Annotated in this window: 1 protein-coding gene (running past one end of the window); it reads left to right on the top strand. The window is 70.0% G+C overall.

Going from position 1 to position 19,893, the window contains the following annotated elements:
• On the top strand, positions 1-19,893 hold the 3' end of the coding sequence (locus D7X12_RS00220; protein WP_120623238.1) for a non-ribosomal peptide synthase/polyketide synthase. The gene continues 20,535 nt to the left of window position 1, outside the view; the window shows 19,893 of its 40,428 coding nt (coding positions 20,536-40,428); its start codon lies beyond the left edge, outside the window; it ends in the stop codon at positions 19,891-19,893.

Genomic DNA, 19,893 nt, shown 5'->3' with positions numbered 1-19,893 from the left:
TTGACGGCTCCCCGCCTGGAGGCACTGCCTCGGACGGGTCGGGAACCCCTGTCCTTCGCGCAGCAGCGGCTGTGGCTGCTGGATCAGCTCCAGCCCGGAAGCGCGTCGTACAACCTCCCGCTGGCGGTGCGTCTTTCGGGCGCGCTCGACGTGGTGGCCCTGCGCCGCACCTTCGACGAGCTGGTGCGGCGTCACGAGTCCCTGCGCACGACCTTCCAGGTACACGACGGTCAGCCCTTCCAGGTGGTCGCTCCCTCGCAGGAACTGGCCTGGGCCTTCACGTCACTGGACGGCCTGTCCGAGTCGCAGCGTGAGACGGAGCTCCGGAAGCAGGTTAACGCGGATGCCCATCGTCCGTTCGACCTGAGCCAGGGCCCGCTCTTCCGCGCGACGTTGGTGCGGCTGACGGAGACGGAACACGCGCTGGTGCTCGTGATGCACCACATCGTGTCCGACGGCTGGTCGATGGACGTGCTGGTGCGCGAAGTGTCCGCGCTCTACGGCGCGTATGCGGCGGGCCGTGCGTCGCCGCTGCCGGAGCTGACGGTGCAGTACGCGGACTACGCGACGTGGCAGCGCGGCTGGCTGCGAGGCGAGGTCCTGGAGGCGCAGCTCGGCTGGTGGCGTCAGCAGTTGGCCGGCGCACCGCATGCGCTGGAGCTGCCGGCGGACCGCCCAAGGCCCGCGGTGCAGCGCTTCCACGGCGCCAACGCGTCCCGCGTGTTGCCGAAGTCATTGAACGAGTCGCTGAAGACGCTGGCACGTCAGGAGGGCGCGACGTCCTTCATGGTGCTGCTGGCGGCGTGGCAGGTGCTGCTGGCCCGCTACAGCGGGCAGCAGGACATCAGCGTGGGAACGCCCATCGCGGGCCGCAACCGCACGGAGCTCGAAGGGCTCATCGGCTTCTTCGTCAACACGCTGGTGATCCGCTCGCGGCTGGAAGGCAGTCCGTCCTTCCGTCAGGTGCTGCGTCAGGTGAAGGAGACGACGCTGGGCGCGTACGCGCACCAGGAGGTCCCGTTCGAGAAGCTGGTGGAGGAGCTGAGCCCGGAACGCGACTTGAGCCGCACGCCGCTGTTCCAGGTGATGTTCACGTTGCAGACGGTCTCGCCCAACACGGGAGAGGTGCGTCCGACCGAGGGACTCGCGCTGCGGTCGCTCAACACCGAAGGGGCGACGGCGAAGTTCGACCTGACCCTCGGAATGGCGGAGACGGAGCAAGGCCTCGCGGCGTCGCTTGAGTACAACACCGACCTGTACGACGCGCAGACCGCACAGCGGTTGCTCGGACACCTGGGCATGCTGTTGGAAGGCATCGCGAAGGACACGGACGCGAGCGTCTGGGATCTGCCGCTGCTGGAGGCGGAGGAGCGCCAGCAGGTGCTGAAGCACTTCGCGGGTACTCCGGCCCCGGAGCGTGAGACGTCGGAGACCGTCCACGGGCTCTTCGCGGCGCAGGCGGCGAAGACGCCGGACGCAGTGGCGGTGGTGCATGAAGGCGCGCGGTTGACGTACGCGCAGGTGGAGGCGCGGTCGAACCAGTTGGCGCGTCACCTGCGGACGTTGGGCGTGGGAGAAGAGAGCCGGGTGGGCGTGTGCGTGGAGCGCACCGAAGCGATGGTGGTGGCGCTGCTGGGCGTGCTGAAGGCGGGCGCGACGTACGTGCCGCTGGACGCGACGTACCCGAAGGAGCGCCTGGCCTACATGCTGGAGGGCACGGGCGCGCCAGTGGTGGTGACGCAGGCGAGCCTGGAAGACGTGTTGCCGGAGTACACGGGGCAGCGCGTGAAGTTGGACACGGACGCGGGCGTGTTGGCCGCGTATCCGGAAGCGGCCCTGAGCACCACGGGTGCCGCGCAGCAGTTGGCGTACGTGCTGTACACGTCGGGAAGCACGGGCCGTCCGAAGGGCGTGGCGGTGACGCACGCCAGCGCGGTGGCCTTCCTCCACTGGGCCACAGGCACCTTCAAGCCGGAGCAGCTGAAGGGCGTACTCGCGGCGACGTCGTTGAACTTCGACCTGTCGGTGTTCGAAGTCTTCGCCCCGTTGGTGAGTGGCGGCACGGTGGTGGTCGCGGAGAACGCACTGGCCCTGGCCGGACTGAAGGAAGCGCACCGGGTGACGTTGCTGAACACGGTGCCGTCGGCCGTGGCGGAGTTGGTGCGCAGCGGAGGCATCCCGCCGACGGTGGAGACGGTGAACCTCGCGGGTGAAGCGCTGCCGAACCGGCTGGTGCAGGCGCTGTACGCGCTGCCGCAGGTGAAGGAGGTCAACAACCTCTACGGCCCGACGGAGGACACGACGTACTCGACGCACGCGCGGGTGGAGCGCGGAGCGAAGACGGAGCCGCGAATCGGCCGTCCGCTGGAAGGCACGCAGGCGTACGTGCTGGACACGAAGGGCCAGCCGGTACCGGTGGGCGTCCCGGGAGAGCTGTACCTCGGAGGCGAAGGCCTGGCGCGCGGCTACCTGGGCCAGCCGGGGCTGACGGCGGAGCGCTTCGTACCGGACGGCTTCAGCCAGAAGCCGGGAGCGCGCCTCTACCGCACGGGCGACAAGGTGCGGTGGGGCCGGGACGGCACGCTGGAGTACCTGGGCCGGATGGACTTCCAGGTGAAGGTGCGAGGCTTCCGCATCGAGCTGGGCGAAGTCGAAGCAGCACTGGGCGCGCAGCCCCAGGTGCGCGACGTGGTGGTGGTGGTGCGCGAGGACGTACCCGGAGACAAGCGACTGGTGGCCTACGTGGTGGCGCAGCCGGGCCACACCGTGGAGGCCGCGGCGCTGCGGAGCGCGCTGAAGGGACGACTGCCGGAGTACATGGTGCCGTCGGCCTTCGTGGCGCTGGCCGCACTGCCCCTCAACGCCAACGGCAAGGTGGACCGCAAGGCCCTGCCCAGGCCCGAGGCAGGCGCGGAGCGCACGCGCATCTACGTCGCCCCCCGTACTCAGACAGAAATCGTCCTCGGTTCACTCTGGGAAGCAGTCCTCGGCGTGAAGCAGGTGGGCCTCCACGACAACTTCTTCGAGCTGGGCGGCCACTCGCTCCTGGCGACACAGGCGGTGTCGCGCATCCGCACGGCGTTCAACGTCGAGCTGCCGCTGCGAGCCCTCTTCGAAGCCCCCTCGGTCGCCGAGCTGGCGCTCAAGGTGGAGGCCTCGAACCAGGGGCTGTCCGCGCCGAAGCTGGTAGCTTCCGTCCGCACGGGCGCGGAGCCGCTGTCCTTCGCGCAGCAGCGCCTCTGGCTGCTGGATCAGCTCCAGCCCGGGAGTGCGTCGTACAACCTGCCCGCGACGGTGCGCCTCACGGGCGCGCTGGACATCGACGCCCTGCAGCGCACCTTCCAGGAGCTGGTGCGGCGTCACGAGTCCCTGCGCACGACCTTCCAGGTGCGAGACGGCCAGCCCGTCCAGCACATCGACCCCACGCGCGACCTGGCATGGGAAGTCGTGGTGCTCGATGCGGTGGATGCCACGCAGCGCGAAGCCGACATGCGCCGCCGTGTCGAACTGGAAGCGCGGCGTCCCTTCGACTTGAGTCGGGACTCCCTGCTCCGCATCACGCTGTTGCGTCTGACCGAGCAGGATCACGTCCTGGTGCTGGTGATGCACCACATCGTGTCCGACGGCTGGTCCACGGGCGTCCTCGTGCGCGAAGTGGGAGCGCTCTACACGGCCTTCTCGCAGGGCCGTCCGTCTCCCTTGCCGGAGCTCCCGGTGCAGTACGCGGACTACGCGACCTGGCAGCGCGGCTGGCTCCAGGGCGACGTGCTGGAAGCGCAGCTGTCCTGGTGGCGTCAGCAGCTCGCGGACGCACCGCACGCGCTGGAGTTGCCCACGGACCGGCCTCGGTCCGCGGTGCAGACGTTCCGGGGTGCCCATCGGTCGGCGCATTGGCCGAAGGGGCTCGGAGAGCAGCTCAAGGCCCTGGCACGCCAGGAGGGCGCGACGCCCTTCATGGTGCTGCTGGCGGCGTGGCAGGTGCTGCTGGCCCGCTACAGCGGGCAGCAGGACCTCTCCGTGGGAACGCCCATCGCGGGCCGCAACCGCACGGAGCTGGAAGGGCTCATCGGCTTCTTCGTCAACACGCTGGTGCTGCGCACGAAGCTGGAGGACGGCGCGAGCTTCCGGCAGGTGCTGCGTCAGGTGAAGGAGGCGACGCTGGGTGCGTACGCGCACCAGGAAGTGCCATTCGAAAAGCTGGTGGAGGAGCTGAAGCCGGAGCGCGACCTGAGCCGCCCGCCGCTCTTCCAGGTGATGTTCACCCTGCAGAACGCGGAGTCCGGAACGCCGGAGGCACCGTCCTCCGAGGGCACGCTGTCCCTGCGCTCGCTCGAAACACCCGGAGACACGGCCAAGTACGACCTGACGTTGTCGATGATGGACGACGCCACGGGCCTCCTCGCGTCGCTCGAGTTCAACACGGACCTCTTCGACCCGACGACGGCGGAGCGGATGTTGAAGCACCTGGGGTTGCTGCTGGAGGGACTCGCGAAGGACGCGGATGCGGACGTGTGGGACGTGCCGCTGCTGGATGCGGCCGAACGTCAGCAGGTCCTGGTGCTCTGGAACGACACCCGCGTCGACTTCCCGGAGGACGGAGCCGTACACGAGCGTGTCGCGGCCCAGGCCGCGCGGGCGCCCGATGCGTTGGCGGTGGAGTCGGCCACCGGCGTGAAGCTGACGTACGGCGAGCTGGAGGCCCGGTCGAACCGACTCGCCCGGCACCTGCGCGCGTTGGGCGTGGGGCCCGAGGTCCGCGTGGGCCTGTGCGTGGAGCGCTCGCCCGAGATGGTCGTGGGCATGCTGGCCGTGCTCAAGGCGGGCGGCGCGTACGTCCCGTTGGATCCGGCCCATCCTCGCGAGCGACTGGCGTACCTGCTGGAAGACGCCCGGATGCCGGTGGTGCTCTCGCAGCGCTCGCTGCGTGAGACGTTGCCGGAAGGACCGGCGCATGTGCTGTGCCTGGACTCGGACTGGGAGACCCTCGCGGCCCCGGAGGCCGGACCCCTGGCCCCGGTGGCGGCGAGGCAGCTCGCCTACGTCATCTACACGTCGGGCTCCACCGGAAGGCCGAAGGGCGTGGAGGTCGAACACGCGAACCTTACCCACCTGGTGACGTGGCATCAGCACGCTTACGGGGTGAAGACAGCGGACCGCACGACGCAGCTCGCGGGCCTGGCCTTCGACGCGTCCGTCTGGGAGATCTGGCCCACGCTGGCCGCGGGTGCGAGCTTGCACCTTCCGCCGGAAGAGGTGCGCACCGCGCCCGTTGAGTTGTTGCGCTGGCTGACAGCTCGGCGCATCAACATCGCGTTCCTGCCCACGGTGCTCGCCGAAGCGGTGATCGCTCAGGAGTGGTCCGGACCGACATCGCTCCGGACGCTGCTGACGGGCGGAGACCGGTTGCACGGCGTGGACGTCGACGGCCTGCCGTTCGATGTCGTCAACCACTACGGCCCCACGGAAGGGACCGTGGTCTCCACCGCGGCCGCGGTGAATACCTCGACACAGGCGCCTCCCATCGGTCAGCCCATCACCAACATGCGGGCCTACGTGTTGGACGCCCGCCTGCGGCCAGTCCCTGTCGGGGTCGGTGGCGAGCTGTACGTCGCGGGAGCGGGCGTGTCGCGCGGCTACCTGCGCAGGCCCGAGCTGACGGCGGAGCGCTTCATCCCGGATCCGTTCACCACCGAGCCCGGAGCCCGGCTGTATCGGACCGGCGACCGGGTGCGCTGGCTGGCCGAAGGGACGTTGGAGTTCCTGGGCCGCGCCGATGATCAGGTCAAGGTGCGTGGCTTCCGCATCGAGCTCGGAGAGATCGAACAGGCGCTCACCCTGCACCCGACGGTGCGCGAGTGCGTGGTCGTCACGCGCGATGACGCCCGGGGTGGCAAGCGACTGGTGGCGTACGTCGTGGGCGAAGGCGGAGCGACGCTGGAGACGGGCGTGCTCCACGCCTTCCTGCGCGAGCAGCTGCCCGAGTACATGGTGCCATCGGCGTTCGTGGCGCTGGACGCGCTGCCGCTCAACACCAGCGGCAAGGTGGACCGGCGCGCACTGCCGGCACCCGAGGCGGGCCCGTCTCGTCCGGACCAGCAGGTGACCCCGAGCACCCCGACGGAGGTGTTGCTGGCGAGCCTCTGGGCCCAGGTCCTGGGCGTGCCCCAGGTATGGGCGGAGGACAGCTTCTTCGAGCTGGGCGGCCACTCGCTGCTGGCCACGCAGGCGATGTCCCGCATCCGTTCAGCGTTCGGCGTGGAGCTGCCGCTGCGTGCGCTCTTCGAGGCACCCACGGTGTCCGGCCTCGCAAGGAAGGTGGACGAAGCGGTGCGTGCGATCCACGACACCGCGGGGGCCGGGGTTCCTGCCCTGGTGCCCGTGGCGAGGACGGGAGCCGAACCGCTCTCCTTCGCGCAGCAGCGCCTGTGGTTCCTGGATCAACTCCAGCCGGGAAGTGCGCACTACAACCTGCCCGTCGCCCTGCGGCTGTCGGGGCGACTGGACGTGCCGGCCCTGGAGCGCACGTTCGCGGAGCTGGTGCGTCGGCATGAGGCCCTGCGGACCACGTTCCAGGTCCGTGACGGCGAGCCGGTCCAGGTCATCACGCCAGCGACCTCCGGGACGCTGGTCCTCACTGATCTCTCCCAGCGAGCGCCGGATGCACGGCAGGACGAAGTCCGGCGTGTCGTGGAGACGGAAGCCGCGCGTCCGTTCGACCTGGCGCAGGGCCCGCTCGTCCGCGCGTCGCTGCTCACGGAGTCGGAGCAGGAGCACGTGCTGGTGCTGGTCATGCACCACGCGGTGTCGGACGGCTGGTCGATGCGGGTGCTGGTGCGCGAGGTGGTCGCGCTCTACGCCGCGTACACGGAAGGGCGTCCCTCGCCGCTGCCGGAGCTGGCGGTGCAGTACGCGGACTACGCGGCGTGGCAGCGCGGATGGCTCCAGGGCGACGTGCTGGAATCGCAGCTGTCCTGGTGGCGTCAGCAGCTGGAGGGGGCCCCGAGGGCCATCGAGTTGCCGACGGATCGGCCCAGGCCCGCGGTCCAGACGGTGCGGGGTGCGAACACGTCGGTGCAGTTGCCAAAGGCGCTGGAAGAGGCGGTGTCGGCGCTGGCACGCCAGGAAGGCGCGACGTCCTTCATGGTGCTGCTCGCGGCGTGGCAGGTGTTGCTCGCGCGCTACAGCGGCCAACAGGACATCAGCGTGGGCACGCCCATCGCGGGCCGCAACCGCACGGAGCTGGAAGGCCTCATCGGCTTCTTCGTCAACACGCTGGTGATCCGCTCGCGGCTGGAGGGCAGTCCGTCCTTCCGGCAGGTGCTGCGTCAGGTGAAGGAGACGACCCTGGGCGCCTACGCGCACCAGGAGGTCCCGTTCGAGAAGCTGGTGGAGGAGCTGAAGCCGGAGCGCGACCTGAGCCGTTCACCGCTCTTCCAGGTGATGTTCACCCTGCAGAACAGCGCGAAGGGACCGGACGAAGCCCTGACCGGCGGTGGCGGGTTGACGTTGCGTCCGGTGGAGACGGAAGGCGCGACGGCGAAGTTCGACCTGACGTTGACGATGTCGGAGACGGGCCAGGGGTTCGCGGCGTCGCTCGAATACAACACCGATCTGTACGACGCACAGACGGCCCAGCGGCTGCTGGGACACCTGGGGACGTTGCTGCGCGGGCTCACGAAGGACGCGGATGCGAGCGTCTGGGACCTGCCGCTGCTGGAGGCGGAGGAGCGTCAGCGCGTGCTGAAGCACTTCGCGGGCACGGTGGCCCCGGAGCGTGAGGGCACGGAAACCCTCCACGGTCTCTTCGCGGCGCAGGCGGCAAAGACGCCGGATGCGGTGGCGGTGGCGCACGAAGGCGCGGGGCTGACGTTCGCGCAGGTGGAGGCGCGGGCGAACCAGCTGGCGCGTCACCTGCGAACGTTGGGCGTGGGGGAGGAGAGCCGGGTGGGCGTGTGCGTGGAACGCTCGGCCGAATTGGTGGTGGCGTTGCTGGGCGTGCTGAAGGCAGGGGCCGCCTACGTGCCGCTGGACGCGATGTACCCGAAGGACCGTCTGGCCTACATGCTGGAGGGGACGGGCGCTCGGGTGGTGGTGACACAGACGGGCCTGGAGGACGTGCTGCCGGAGTTCACCGGGCAGCGCGTGCGGCTGGACTCGGATGCGGACGTGCTGGCCGCGTACGCGACGGACAGCCTGGGAGACACCGGCGCCGCGGAGCAGCTGGCGTATGTGCTCTACACGTCCGGAAGCACGGGCCGTCCGAAGGGCGTGATGGTGCGTCACAGCTCGGTGCTCAACCTGCACCAGGGCCTGAAGCGGACCGTCTACCAGGGGCTGCCCGCGGGCTCGCGAGTGAGCCTCAACGCGCCGCTCGTCTTCGACGCCTCCGTCCAGCAGCTCGTGCAGCTGCTTGACGGCCACTGCCTGTGCATCGTCCCGGAAGCCACGCGGAAGGACGCGGAGGCGATGGTGGCGTGGCAGCGGAGGAATCGGGTCGTCGCGCTCGACTGCACGCCGTCGCTGTTGCGTCTGCTGTTGCAGGAGGGACTGCTGGAGGGAGAAGGCGCCCCGGAGCTTGTGGTCTCCGGCGGTGAGGCCGTCGATGAGGCGACGTGGGAGGTGCTGGGCGCGTCGGAGCGCACGCGCACCTTCAACGTGTACGGCCCCACGGAGTGCACCGTGGACGCGACGGCCATCGCGGTCCAGCAAGGCACGCGGCCCACGTTGGGAGGGCCGCTGCTCAATGTCCGGACGTACGTGCTGGACGCGAACGGGCAGCCGGTTCCGGTGGGTGTGCCCGGAGAGTTGTACCTCGGAGGCGAAGGCCTGGCGCGCGGCTACCTGGGCCAGCCCGGACTGACGGCGGAGCGCTTCGTGCCGGACGGCTTCAGCGAGGAGCCGGGAGCGCGCCTGTACCGCACGGGCGACAAGGCGCGGTGGGGCCGCGACGGCACGCTGGAGTACCTGGGCCGCATGGACTTCCAGGTGAAGGTGCGAGGCTTCCGCATCGAGCTGGGCGAAGTCGAGGCGGTGCTGGGTGCGCAGCCGCAGGTGCGCGACGTGGTGGTGGTGGTGCGCGAGGACGCACCCGGCGACAAGCGACTGGTGGCGTACGTGGTGGCGCAGCCCGGGCACGGGGTGGACGCCGCGACGCTGCGGAGTGCGCTGAAGGGACGGCTGCCGGAGTACATGGTGCCGTCGGCCTTCGTGGTGCTGGAAGCGCTGCCGCTCAACGCCAGCGGCAAGGTGGACCGCAAGGCGCTGCCGAAGCCGGAGGCAGGCGCGGAGCGCACCCAGGAGTACGTGGCGCCGCGCACGGAGACAGAAGAGGTGCTCGCGCGACTGTGGGCGCTGCTGCTCGGCGTGAAGCAGGTGGGCCTCCACGACAGCTTCTTCGAGCTGGGTGGCCACTCGCTGCTGGCGACGCAGGCGATGTCCCGCATCCGCTCGGCCTTCAGTGTCGAGCTGCCGCTGCGAGCCCTCTTCGAGGCCCCGACGGTGGCAGGGCTCGCCCTCAAGGTCGAAGCGGCCCGGAGCACGGGGCTGGCGTTGACGGTGCCGAAGCTGGAAGCCATGGCGCGGACGGGCCGGGAGCCGTTGTCCTTCGCCCAGCAGCGGCTGTGGTTGCTGGATCAGCTCCAGCCCGGGAGTACGTCCTACAACCTCCCCATGGTGGTGCGGCTCTCCGGTGCACTGGACCTGGAGGTGCTGCGTCGCACCTTCGACGAGCTGGTGCGCCGCCACGAGTCCCTGCGCACGACGTTCCAGGTGCATGACGGCCAGCCCTTCCAGGTGGTCGCGCCGTCCCAGGAAGTGGCCTGGAGCCTGATGGCACTGGAGGGCGTACCGGAGGCCTCGCGTGAGACGGAACTCCGCAAGCAGGTGGGCGCCGAGGTCCTCCGTCCGTTCGACCTGGGCCAGGGCCCGCTCTTCCGGGTGACGCTGATGCGGTTGAGCGGTTCGGAGCACGTCCTGGTGCTGGCGATGCACCACATCGTGTCGGACGGCTGGTCGATGGACGTGCTCGTGCGTGAAGTGACCGCGCTCTACAGCGCGTACGCGGAAGGGCGTCCTTCGCCGCTGCCGGAGCTGGCGGTGCAGTACGCGGACTACGCGGCGTGGCAGCGTGGGTGGCTGAAGGGCGAGGTGCTGGAGGCGCAGCTGTCCTGGTGGCGTCAGCAACTCGAAGGCTCACCGCACGCACTGGAGTTGCCGACGGACCGGGCACGGCCCGCGGTGCAGACCTTCCACGGCGCCAATGCGTCCCGGGTGCTCCCGAAGACGCTGGAGGATTCCGTCAAGACGCTGGCACGTCAGGAGGGCGCGACGTCCTTCATGGTGCTGCTGGCGGCGTGGCAGGTGCTGCTGGCGCGCTACAGCGGCCAGCAGGACATCAGCGTGGGAACGCCCATCGCGGGCCGCAACCGCACGGAGCTGGAAGGCCTCATCGGCTTCTTCGTCAACACGCTGGTGCTGCGCACGAAGCTGGAGGACGGCGCGAGCTTCCGTCAGGTGCTGCGTCAGGTGAAGGAGACGACGCTGGGTGCCTACGCGCACCAGGAGGTCCCGTTCGAGAAGCTGGTGGAGGAGCTGAAGCCGGAGCGCGACCTGAGCCGCACGCCGCTCTTCCAGGTGATGTTCACCCTGCAGAACACGCCGAGCGGTTCGGGAGAGTCGCTGCCGGCGGGCCTCGTCCTGCGCCCGGTGGAGACGGAAGGGACCACCGCGAAGTTCGACCTGACCCTCGGGATGACAGAGACGGGTCGAGGCCTCGCGGCGTCACTCGAATACAACACCGACCTGTACGACGCGGAGACGGCCCAGCGACTGCTGGGGCACCTCGGCGCGCTGCTGGAAAGCATCGCGAAGAACGCGGATGCGAGTGTCTGGGACCTGCCGCTGCTGGAGGCGGAGGAGCGTCAGCAGGTGCTGAAGCACTTCGCGGGCACCCCGGCCCCGGAGCGTGAGACCACGGAGACCGTCCACGGCCTGTTCGCGGCACAAGCGGCGAAGACGCCGGATGCGGTGGCGGTGGTGCATGAAGGCGCGCGGTTGACGTATGCGCAGGTGGAGGCGCGGGCGAACCAGCTGGCGCGGCACCTGCGGACGTTGGGCGTGGGAGAAGAGAGCCGGGTGGGCGTGTGCGTGGAGCGCACGGAAGCGATGGTGGTGGCGCTGCTGGGCGTGCTGAAGGCGGGCGCGACGTACGTCCCACTGGACGCGACGTACCCGAAGGAGCGCCTGGCCTACATGCTGGAGGGCACGGGCGCGCCGGTGGTGGTGACGCAGGCGAGCCTGGAAGGCGTGCTGCTGGAGTACACGGGCCAGCGCGTGCGGCTCGACACGGATGCCAAGGTCCTGGGCGGCTACGCCACCACTCCGTTGAAGGTGAGCAGCACCGCGCAGCAGCTGGCGTACGTGCTGTACACGTCGGGAAGCACGGGCCGTCCGAAGGGCGTGGCGGTGACGCACGCCAGCGCGGTGGCCTTCCTCCACTGGGCCACGGCGACCTTCAAGCCAGAGCAGTTGAAGGGCGTACTCGCGGCGACGTCGCTGAACTTCGACCTGTCGGTGTTTGAAGTCTTCGCCCCGTTGGTGAGCGGCGGCACGGTGGTGGTGGCGGAGAACGCGCTGGCCCTGGCCGGACTGAAGGAAGCCGGGCGCGTGACGCTGCTGAACACGGTGCCGTCGGCCGTGGCGGAGCTGGTGCGCAGCGGAGGCATCCCGCCGACGGTGCAGACGGTGAACCTCGCGGGCGAGGCACTCCCGAACCGGCTGGTGCAGGCGCTGTACGCCTTGCCGCAGGTGAAGGAGGTCAACAACCTCTACGGCCCGACGGAAGACACGACGTACTCGACGCACGCGCGAGTGGAGCGCGGAGCGAAGACGGAGCCGAGGATTGGTCGCCCGCTGGAGGGCACGCAGGCCTACGTGCTGGACGCGAAGGGGCGGCCGGTACCGGTGGGTGTGCCCGGAGAGCTGTACCTTGGAGGCGAAGGCCTGGCGCGCGGCTACCTGGGCCAGCCCGGATTGACGGCGGAGCGCTTCGTACCGGATGGCTTCAGCCAGAAGCCGGGAGCGCGCCTCTACCGCACGGGCGACAAGGTGCGGTGGGGCCGAGACGGGACGCTGGAGTACCTGGGCCGGATGGACTTCCAGGTGAAGGTGCGAGGCTTCCGCATCGAGCTGGGAGAAGTCGAAGCGGCGCTGGGTGCGCAGCCCCAGGTGCGCGACGTGGTGGTGGTGGTGCGCGAGGACGCACCCGGAGACAAGCGACTGGTGGCGTACGTGGTGGCGCAGTCGGGCCACACCGTTGAAGCCACGGCGCTGCGAAGCGCACTGAAGGGACGACTGCCGGAGTACATGGTGCCCTCGGCCTTCGTGGCGCTGGCCGCACTGCCCCTCAACGCCAACGGCAAGGTGGACCGCAAGGCCCTGCCCAGGCTGGAGGCAGGCGCGGAGCGCACGCACGTCTACGTCGCCCCCCGCACGAAAACCGAGGAGGTGCTGGCGAACGTCTGGGCCCAGGTGCTCGGCGTGAAGCAGGTGGGCCTCCACGACAGCTTCTTCGAGCTGGGTGGCCACTCGCTCCTGGCAACGCAAGCGGTGTCCCGCATCCGCTCGGCCTTCAGCGTCGAGCTGCCGCTGCGATCCCTCTTCGAGGCCCCCACCGTCGCGGAGTTCGCCCCGAAGGTGGAGGAAGCCCAGCAGTCGGGACGTCGCTCGACGATGCCCGCGCTCGTGAAGCAGGCCCGCACGGGCGAGGAGCCGCTGTCCTTCGCGCAGCAGCGACTCTGGTTCCTGGATCAGCTCCAGCCGGGCAGTGCCTTCTACAACCTGCCCGCGGCCGTCCGGCTGTCGGGTCCATTGGACGTGGACGCCCTGCGCCGCACCTTCGACGAGCTGGTGCGGCGTCACGAGGCCCTGCGCACGACCTTCCAGGTCCGTGACGGCCAGCCAGCACAGGTGGTCGCACCGTCGGCGAAGGCGGTGCTGGAGTTCGTGGACCTCGAAGCGTTGCCCACCGCCGAGCGTGAGGCGGAGGCCCAACGCCGGGCGCAGTGGGAATCCCAGCGTCCGTTCGACCTGGCCCAGGGCCCGTTGTTCCGAGCCCGGCTCCTGCGGCTGAGCGCCACCGAACACGTGCTGGTGCTGGTCATGCACCACATCGTGTCGGACGGCTGGTCGATGGGCGTGCTGGTGAAGGAAGTCGGAGCCCTCTACACGGCCTTCACGCAGGGCCACGAATCGCCCCTGTCCGAGCTGCCGGTGCAATACGCGGACTACGCCGCGTGGCAGCGGGGCTGGCTGAAGGGCGAGGTCCTGGAGTCGCAGCTCGGCTGGTGGCGGCAGCAGTTGGAAGGCGCGCCGCCCGCACTGGAGTTGCCGACCGACAAGCCGCGTCCGGCGGTGCAGCGCTTCCGGGGCGCGAGCCACTCGGTGGCACTGCCGCGCTCCCTGGAGGAGCAGGTGAAGGTGCTGGCACAGCGGGAGGGCGTGACGTCCTTCATGCTGCTGCTGGCCGCATGGCAGGTGGTGCTGGCGCGCTACAGCGGACAGCAGGACGTCAGCGTGGGGACGCCCATCGCGGGCCGCAACCAGACGGAGCTGGAAGGCCTCATCGGCTTCTTCGTCAACACGCTGGTGCTGCGCACGAAGGTGGAGGGGCATCGCTCCTTCCGTCAGGTGCTGGCCCAGGTGCGGGAGATGACGCTGGGCGCGTACGCGCACCAGGAGGTCCCGTTCGAGAAGCTGGTGGAGGAGCTGAAGCCGGAGCGCGACCTGAGCCGCACGCCGCTGTTCCAGGTGTCCTTCACGCTGAACACCGTGCCGACAGGCAACGGCCAGTCCCTGCCGGGCGGGCTGGTGCTGCGCTCGGTGGAGACGGAGGGCGCGACGGCGAAGTTCGACATGACGCTGGCGATGTCGGAGACGGGCCAGGGTCTGGCGGCGACGCTGACGTACAACACGGACCTCTTCGAGGAGGCAACCGCGAAGCGGCTGCTCAAGCACCTGGGCGTCGTCCTGGAAGGAGTGACGGCCCGACCCGATGCCCGCATCGAGCAGGTGGCCCTGCTGCGGGGCGCCGAGGCGCAACGCGTGCTGGTGGAGTGGAACCAGACGGCGGCGGAGTTCCCGCGAGAGGCGACGCTGCACGGCCTCTTCGAGGCGCAGGCCCGGAAGACGCCGGAGGCGGTGGCGATCGTCAGCGAAGAGGGGACGTTCAGCTACCGGCAGGTGAACGAAGCCGCCGAGTCGTTGGCGGACAAGCTGCGCGCCTGGGGCGTGGGCCCGGAGGTGAAGGTGGGCCTGGCGCTGGAGCGTTCCGCGGCGCTGGTGGTGGCGCAGGTGGCGACGCTGAAGGCAGGCGGCGCCTGGGTGCCACTGGACGTCGAGTATCCGGCGGAGCGGCTGGGCTTCATGGTGGAAGACAGCGGCGCGGCCCTGGTGCTGGCACATGTGGCCCGGGCGCACGAGCTGCCCGTCACCACCGCGCGCGTGGTCCACATCGAGGAGGCCCTCTCCGCGGGGGCCTCGCTGGAACGCACTCCCCGCGAGCCAGCCCGAGATGCGGACGCCTTGGCGTACGTCATCTACACGTCGGGCAGCACCGGGAAGCCGAAGGGCGTGGGCGTGGGACACCGCGCCGTCGTCAACCACCTGCACTGGAGGCAGGAGCGCTTCCCGATGGAGGCTGGCGACGCGTTCCTGGCGAAGGCATCCAGCAGCTTCGACATCTCCGTCTGGGAGGTCTGGGCGCCGCTGATGAGTGGAGCGCGGCTGGTGTTGGCGAAGCCGGGAGGCCAGCGCGACACGGAGTACCTGGTGAAGACGGTGGCGGAGCACGGAGTGACGCACCTTCACTTCGGGCCGGCGCCGCTGGGGACCTTCCTGGAGACCGCTGGAGTGGAGCGCTGCGAAGGCCTGCGGTACGTCTTCTGCGGCGGTGAGGCATTGGGAGCGGGCCTGCACCGGCGCTTCGTGAAGAAGCTGGGCGCGAAGCTGGTGCATCAGTACGGCCCGACGGAAGCGTGCATCGACTGCGTGACGTGGGAGACGCCGCGCGAGGCGGTGGAGGTGGTGCCGCTCGGCCGGCCCATCGCGAACACGGACGTGTACGTGGTGGACGAAGCAGGGCGTGCCGTGCCGGTGGGCGTGGCGGGCGAGCTGCTGGTGGGCGGCGAGGGCCTGGCGCGGGGCTACTTGGGCCGCGCGGACCTGACGGCGGAGCGCTTCATCCCGGACGGGCTGAGTGGACGTGCCGGAGCGAGGCTGTACCGCACGGGAGACAAGGCGCGCTGGAGGGAGGACGGGACGCTGGAGTACCTGGGCCGGTTGGACTTCCAGGTGAAGGTGCGGGGCTACCGCATCGAGCTGGGCGAAGTGGAAGCCGCGCTGGTGGCACAGGCCGGAGTCCGCGAGGCCGTGGCGGTGGTGCGTGATGAAGCCGCGACGGGCAAGCGGCTCGTCGCGTACGTGGTGGCGAAGCCGGGTGAAGCGCTGGAGGCCCAGGCGCTGCGCGCGGCCCTGAAGCAGCGGTTGCCGGAGTACCTGGTGCCGTCGGCGCTGGTGGTGCTGGACGCGCTGCCGCTCAACGCCAATGGCAAGGTGGACCGCAAGGCCCTCCCGGCGCCGGAGGCGGCTCTGTCGCAGGCTGGCAGGTACGAGGCGCCACGCACGGCGACGGAAGAAGCGCTGGCGTCTCTCTGGGCGCAGGTGCTGGGTGTGCGGCAGGTGGGTGCCCAGGACGACTTCTTCGCCCTGGGGGGGCACTCGCTGCTGGCGACGCAGGTCGTGTCGCGCATCCGGACGGCCTTCGGGGTGGAGCTGCCGCTGAGGGCCCTCTTCGAGGCCCCCGTGCTGCAGGGCCTGTCGGAGCGGATCGACGCGGAGGTTGCTCAGGGGAAGGGCACGAAGCAGCCGCCGCTGGTGGCCCGGCCGCGCACGGGACATGAACCGCTGTCCTTCGCGCAGCAGCGCCTGTGGTTCCTGGATCAGTTGGAGCCGGGCAGTGCCCTCTACAACCTGCCGTCCGCCGTGAGGTTCACGGGACGGGTGGATGTGTCCGCGCTGGAGCGCACGTTCGCGGAGCTGGTGCGCCGGCACGAAGCCCTGCGGACCACCTTCCAGGGGGTCGACGGAGAACCGATCCAGGTCATCGCGCCGCTGGCGGCGAAGACGCTGAGGGTCATCCCTCTCTCCGAGCAGGGCACCGAGGAGCGCCGGGCAGAGGCACGTCGCCTCGCGGAAGAGGAGGCTGCGCGTCCGTTCGACCTGGCACAGGGCCCGCTCTTCCGTGCGGCCCTGATCTCGGTGTCGGAGGAGGAGCACGTGCTGGTGCTGGTGATGCACCACATCGTGTCGGACGGCTGGTCGATGCGGGTGCTGGTGCGCGAAGTGGCCACGCTCTACGCCGCGTACGCGGAGGGGCGTCCCTCGCCACTGCCGGAGCTGGAGGTGCAGTACGCGGACTACGCGGTCTGGCAGCGCGGGTGGCTGCGCGGTGATGTGCTGGAGACGCAGCTCGCCTGGTGGCGTCAGCAGTTGGAGGGCGCGCCGAGGGCCATCGAGCTGCCCACGGATCATCCGAGGCCCGCGGTGCAGACCTTCCGGGGCGCGAACACGTCAGTGACGTTGCCGAAGGCGATGGAAGACGCGGTGTCGGCGCTGGCACGGCAGGAGGGCGCAACGTCCTTCATGGTGCTGCTGGCGGCGTGGCAGGTGCTGCTGGCGCGTTACAGCGGGCAGCAGGACATCAGCGTGGGGACGCCCATCGCGGGCCGCAACCGCACGGAGCTGGAAGGCCTCATCGGCTTCTTCGTCAACACGCTGGTGCTGCGCACGAAGCTGGAGGACGGCGCGAGCTTCCGGCAGGTGCTGCGTCAGGTGAAGGAGACGACCCTGGGCGCGTACGCGTACCAGGAGGTGCCGTTCGAGAAGCTGGTGGAGGAGCTGAAGCCGGAGCGTGACCTGAGCCGCTCGCCGCTGTTCCAGGTGATGTTCACCCTGCAGAACAACGCGAAGGGGCCGGACGGAAGGCAGCCCGGAGACGAAGGGCTGGCGCTGCACGAAGTCGATACCGGGAGCGGAGCCGCGAAGTTCGAGCTGTCACTGGCCATGGCGGAGACGGGCCGGGGCCTCGCGGCGTCGCTCGAATACAACACCGACCTGTACGACGCGCAGACGGCCCAGCGGATGCTGGGGCACCTGGCGGTGCTGCTGGAAGGCATCGCGAAGGATGCGGACGCCAGCATCTGGGACCTGCCGCTGCTGGAGGCACAGGAGCGTCAGCAGGTGCTGAAGCACCTCGCGGGTGCGGCGGCCCCGGAGCGTGAGACGACGGAGACCGTCCACGGGCTCTTCGCGGCGCAGGCGGCGAAGACGCCGGACGCGGTGGCGGTCGTGTACGAGGGAGCGCTGCTGACGTATGCGCAGGTGGAGGCACGGGCCAACCAACTGGCACGTCACCTGATGGCGTTGGGAGTAGGGGAGGAGAGCCGGGTGGGCGTGTGCGTGGAGCGCACGGAAGCGATGGTGGTGGCGCTGCTGGGCGTACTGAAGGCGGGCGCGACGTACGTCCCGTTGGACGCGACGTACCCGAAGGACCGTCTGGCCTACATGCTGGAGGGCACGGGCGCTCCGGTGGTGGTGACACAGGCGAGCCTGGAAGGCGTGCTGCCGGAGTACACGGGCCAGCGCGTGCGGCTCGACACGGATGCCAAGGTGCTGGACGGCTACGTCACCACGCCGTTGAAGGTGAGCAGCGTCCCGAGCCAGCTGGCGTACGTGCTGTACACGTCGGGAAGCACGGGCCGTCCGAAGGGCGTGGCGGTGACGCACGCCAGCGCGGTGGCCTTCCTCCACTGGGCCACAGGCACCTTCAAGCCGGAGCAGCTGAAGGGCGTACTCGCGGCGACGTCGTTGAACTTCGACCTGTCGGTGTTCGAAGTCTTCGCCCCGTTGGTGAGCGGCGGCACGGTGGTGGTGGCGGAGAACGCGCTGGCCCTGGCCGGACTGAAGGAAGCTGGGCGCGTGACGCTGCTGAATACGGTGCCGTCGGCCGTGGCGGAGCTGGTGCGCAGCGGAGGCATCCCGCCGACGGTGCAGACGGTGAACCTCGCGGGCGAGGCACTCCCAAACCGGCTGGTGCAAGCGCTGTACGCCTTGCCGCAGGTGAAGGAGGTCAACAACCTCTACGGCCCGACGGAGGACACGACGTACTCGACGCACGCGCGAGTGGAGCGCGGAGCGAAGACGGAGCCGAAGATTGGCCGTCCGCTGGAAGGCACGCAGGCCTACGTGCTGGACACGAAGGGCCAGCCGGTGCCGGTGGGCGTGCCCGGAGAGCTGTACCTTGGAGGCGAAGGCCTGGCGCGCGGCTACCTGGGCCAGCCGGGGCTGACAGCGGAGCGCTTCGTACCGGATGGCTTCAGCCAGAAGCCGGGAGCGCGGCTGTACCGCACGGGCGACAAGGTGCGGTGGGGCCGCGACGGCACGCTGGAGTACCTGGGCCGCATGGACTTCCAGGTGAAGGTGCGAGGCTTCCGCATCGAGCTGGGCGAAGTCGAAGCGGCACTGGGCGCGCAGCCGACCGTGCGCGACGTGGTGGTGGTGGTGCGCGAGGACGCACCGGGGGACAAGCGACTGGTGGCGTACGTGGTGGCGCAGCCGGGCCACACCGTGGAGGCCACGGCGCTGCGAAGCGCACTGAAGGGCCGGTTGCCGGAGTACATGGTGCCGTCGGCCTTCGTGACGCTGGAAGCACTGCCCCTCAACGCCAACGGCAAGGTGGACCGCAAGGCCCTGCCGAAGCCGGCGGTGGGAACCAGCGCCGCGGGGACGGTCATCGCGCCCCGTGACACCGTGGAGTTGCAGCTGGTGTCGATCTGGGAGGAGCTGCTGGGGACCTGGCCCATCAGCGTCGATGCGGACTTCTTCGAACTGGGAGGCCACTCGCTGCTGGCGGTCCGGCTGATGACGGCGATCCGCAAGCGGCTGGGGAAGGGCCTGCCGTTGGCGGCGCTCTTCCTGAGTCCGACGGTGGAACGGCTGGCGGCGCTCCTGCGCCAGGACGCGGCACCGTCGATGTCTCCGCTGGTGACCATCCAGCCGGAAGGCAGTCGTCCTCCGTTGTTCTGCGTCCACCCGGCCGGAGGCAACGTCCTCGGCTACGTGGAGCTGTCACGGCAACTGGGTCCGGATCAGCCGTTCTACGGCTTGCGCTCGCTGGGCATCGAAGGCGAGCAGGCGCCGTTGGAGACCATCGAGGCGATGGCGACCGCCTACGTCGAAGCCGTGCGCACGGTGCGGCCGCAAGGGCCCTACCTGCTCGCGGGCTGGTCCATGGGCGGAGCCGTGGCCTACGAGATGGCCCGCCAGCTGCGTGCGGCGGGACAGACCGTGGCGCTCCTGGCGCTCATTGATCCGGGCTCCGTGAGCCCGACGGGAGGCACGGGCACGGAAGGCGAGCAGGTCAGCCAGGAGCTGGAGGCCCTCTTCGAAGAGGCCCCCGGGGCTGGCGAGCGGCCCTCGAAGGACGCGCTCCTGGCGCGGCTGTTGGACGAGGCGAAGAAGGCTGGAGCCGTGACGCCGGACGTGGAACTGCAGGACTTCCGCATCCTGATGGGCATCTTCGAGCTCAACCGCAGGGCAACCCGTCAGTACGTCCCCGCCCCGCATGAGGGCCGCATCACCGTGTTCCGCGCCAGCAAGAGCGCGGATCCCGCGCCGCTCGGCCGGGACCGGGGATGGGGCGCTCTCGGCCTGGGAGGCGTGACGCTGCTCGAAGTGGAGGGCGACCACTACTCCATCCTCCGGGCCCCCCAGGTCTCGGTCCTGGCCGAGGTGCTTCGGAAGCGGATCGCGGAGGCGCTGGAACAAGGCCCGGAATGA

Source organism: Corallococcus sicarius (genome assembly GCF_003611735.1).
GTDB lineage: Bacteria > Myxococcota > Myxococcia > Myxococcales > Myxococcaceae > Corallococcus > Corallococcus sicarius.
This window is presented reverse-complemented; position numbering and strand designations above follow the sequence as displayed.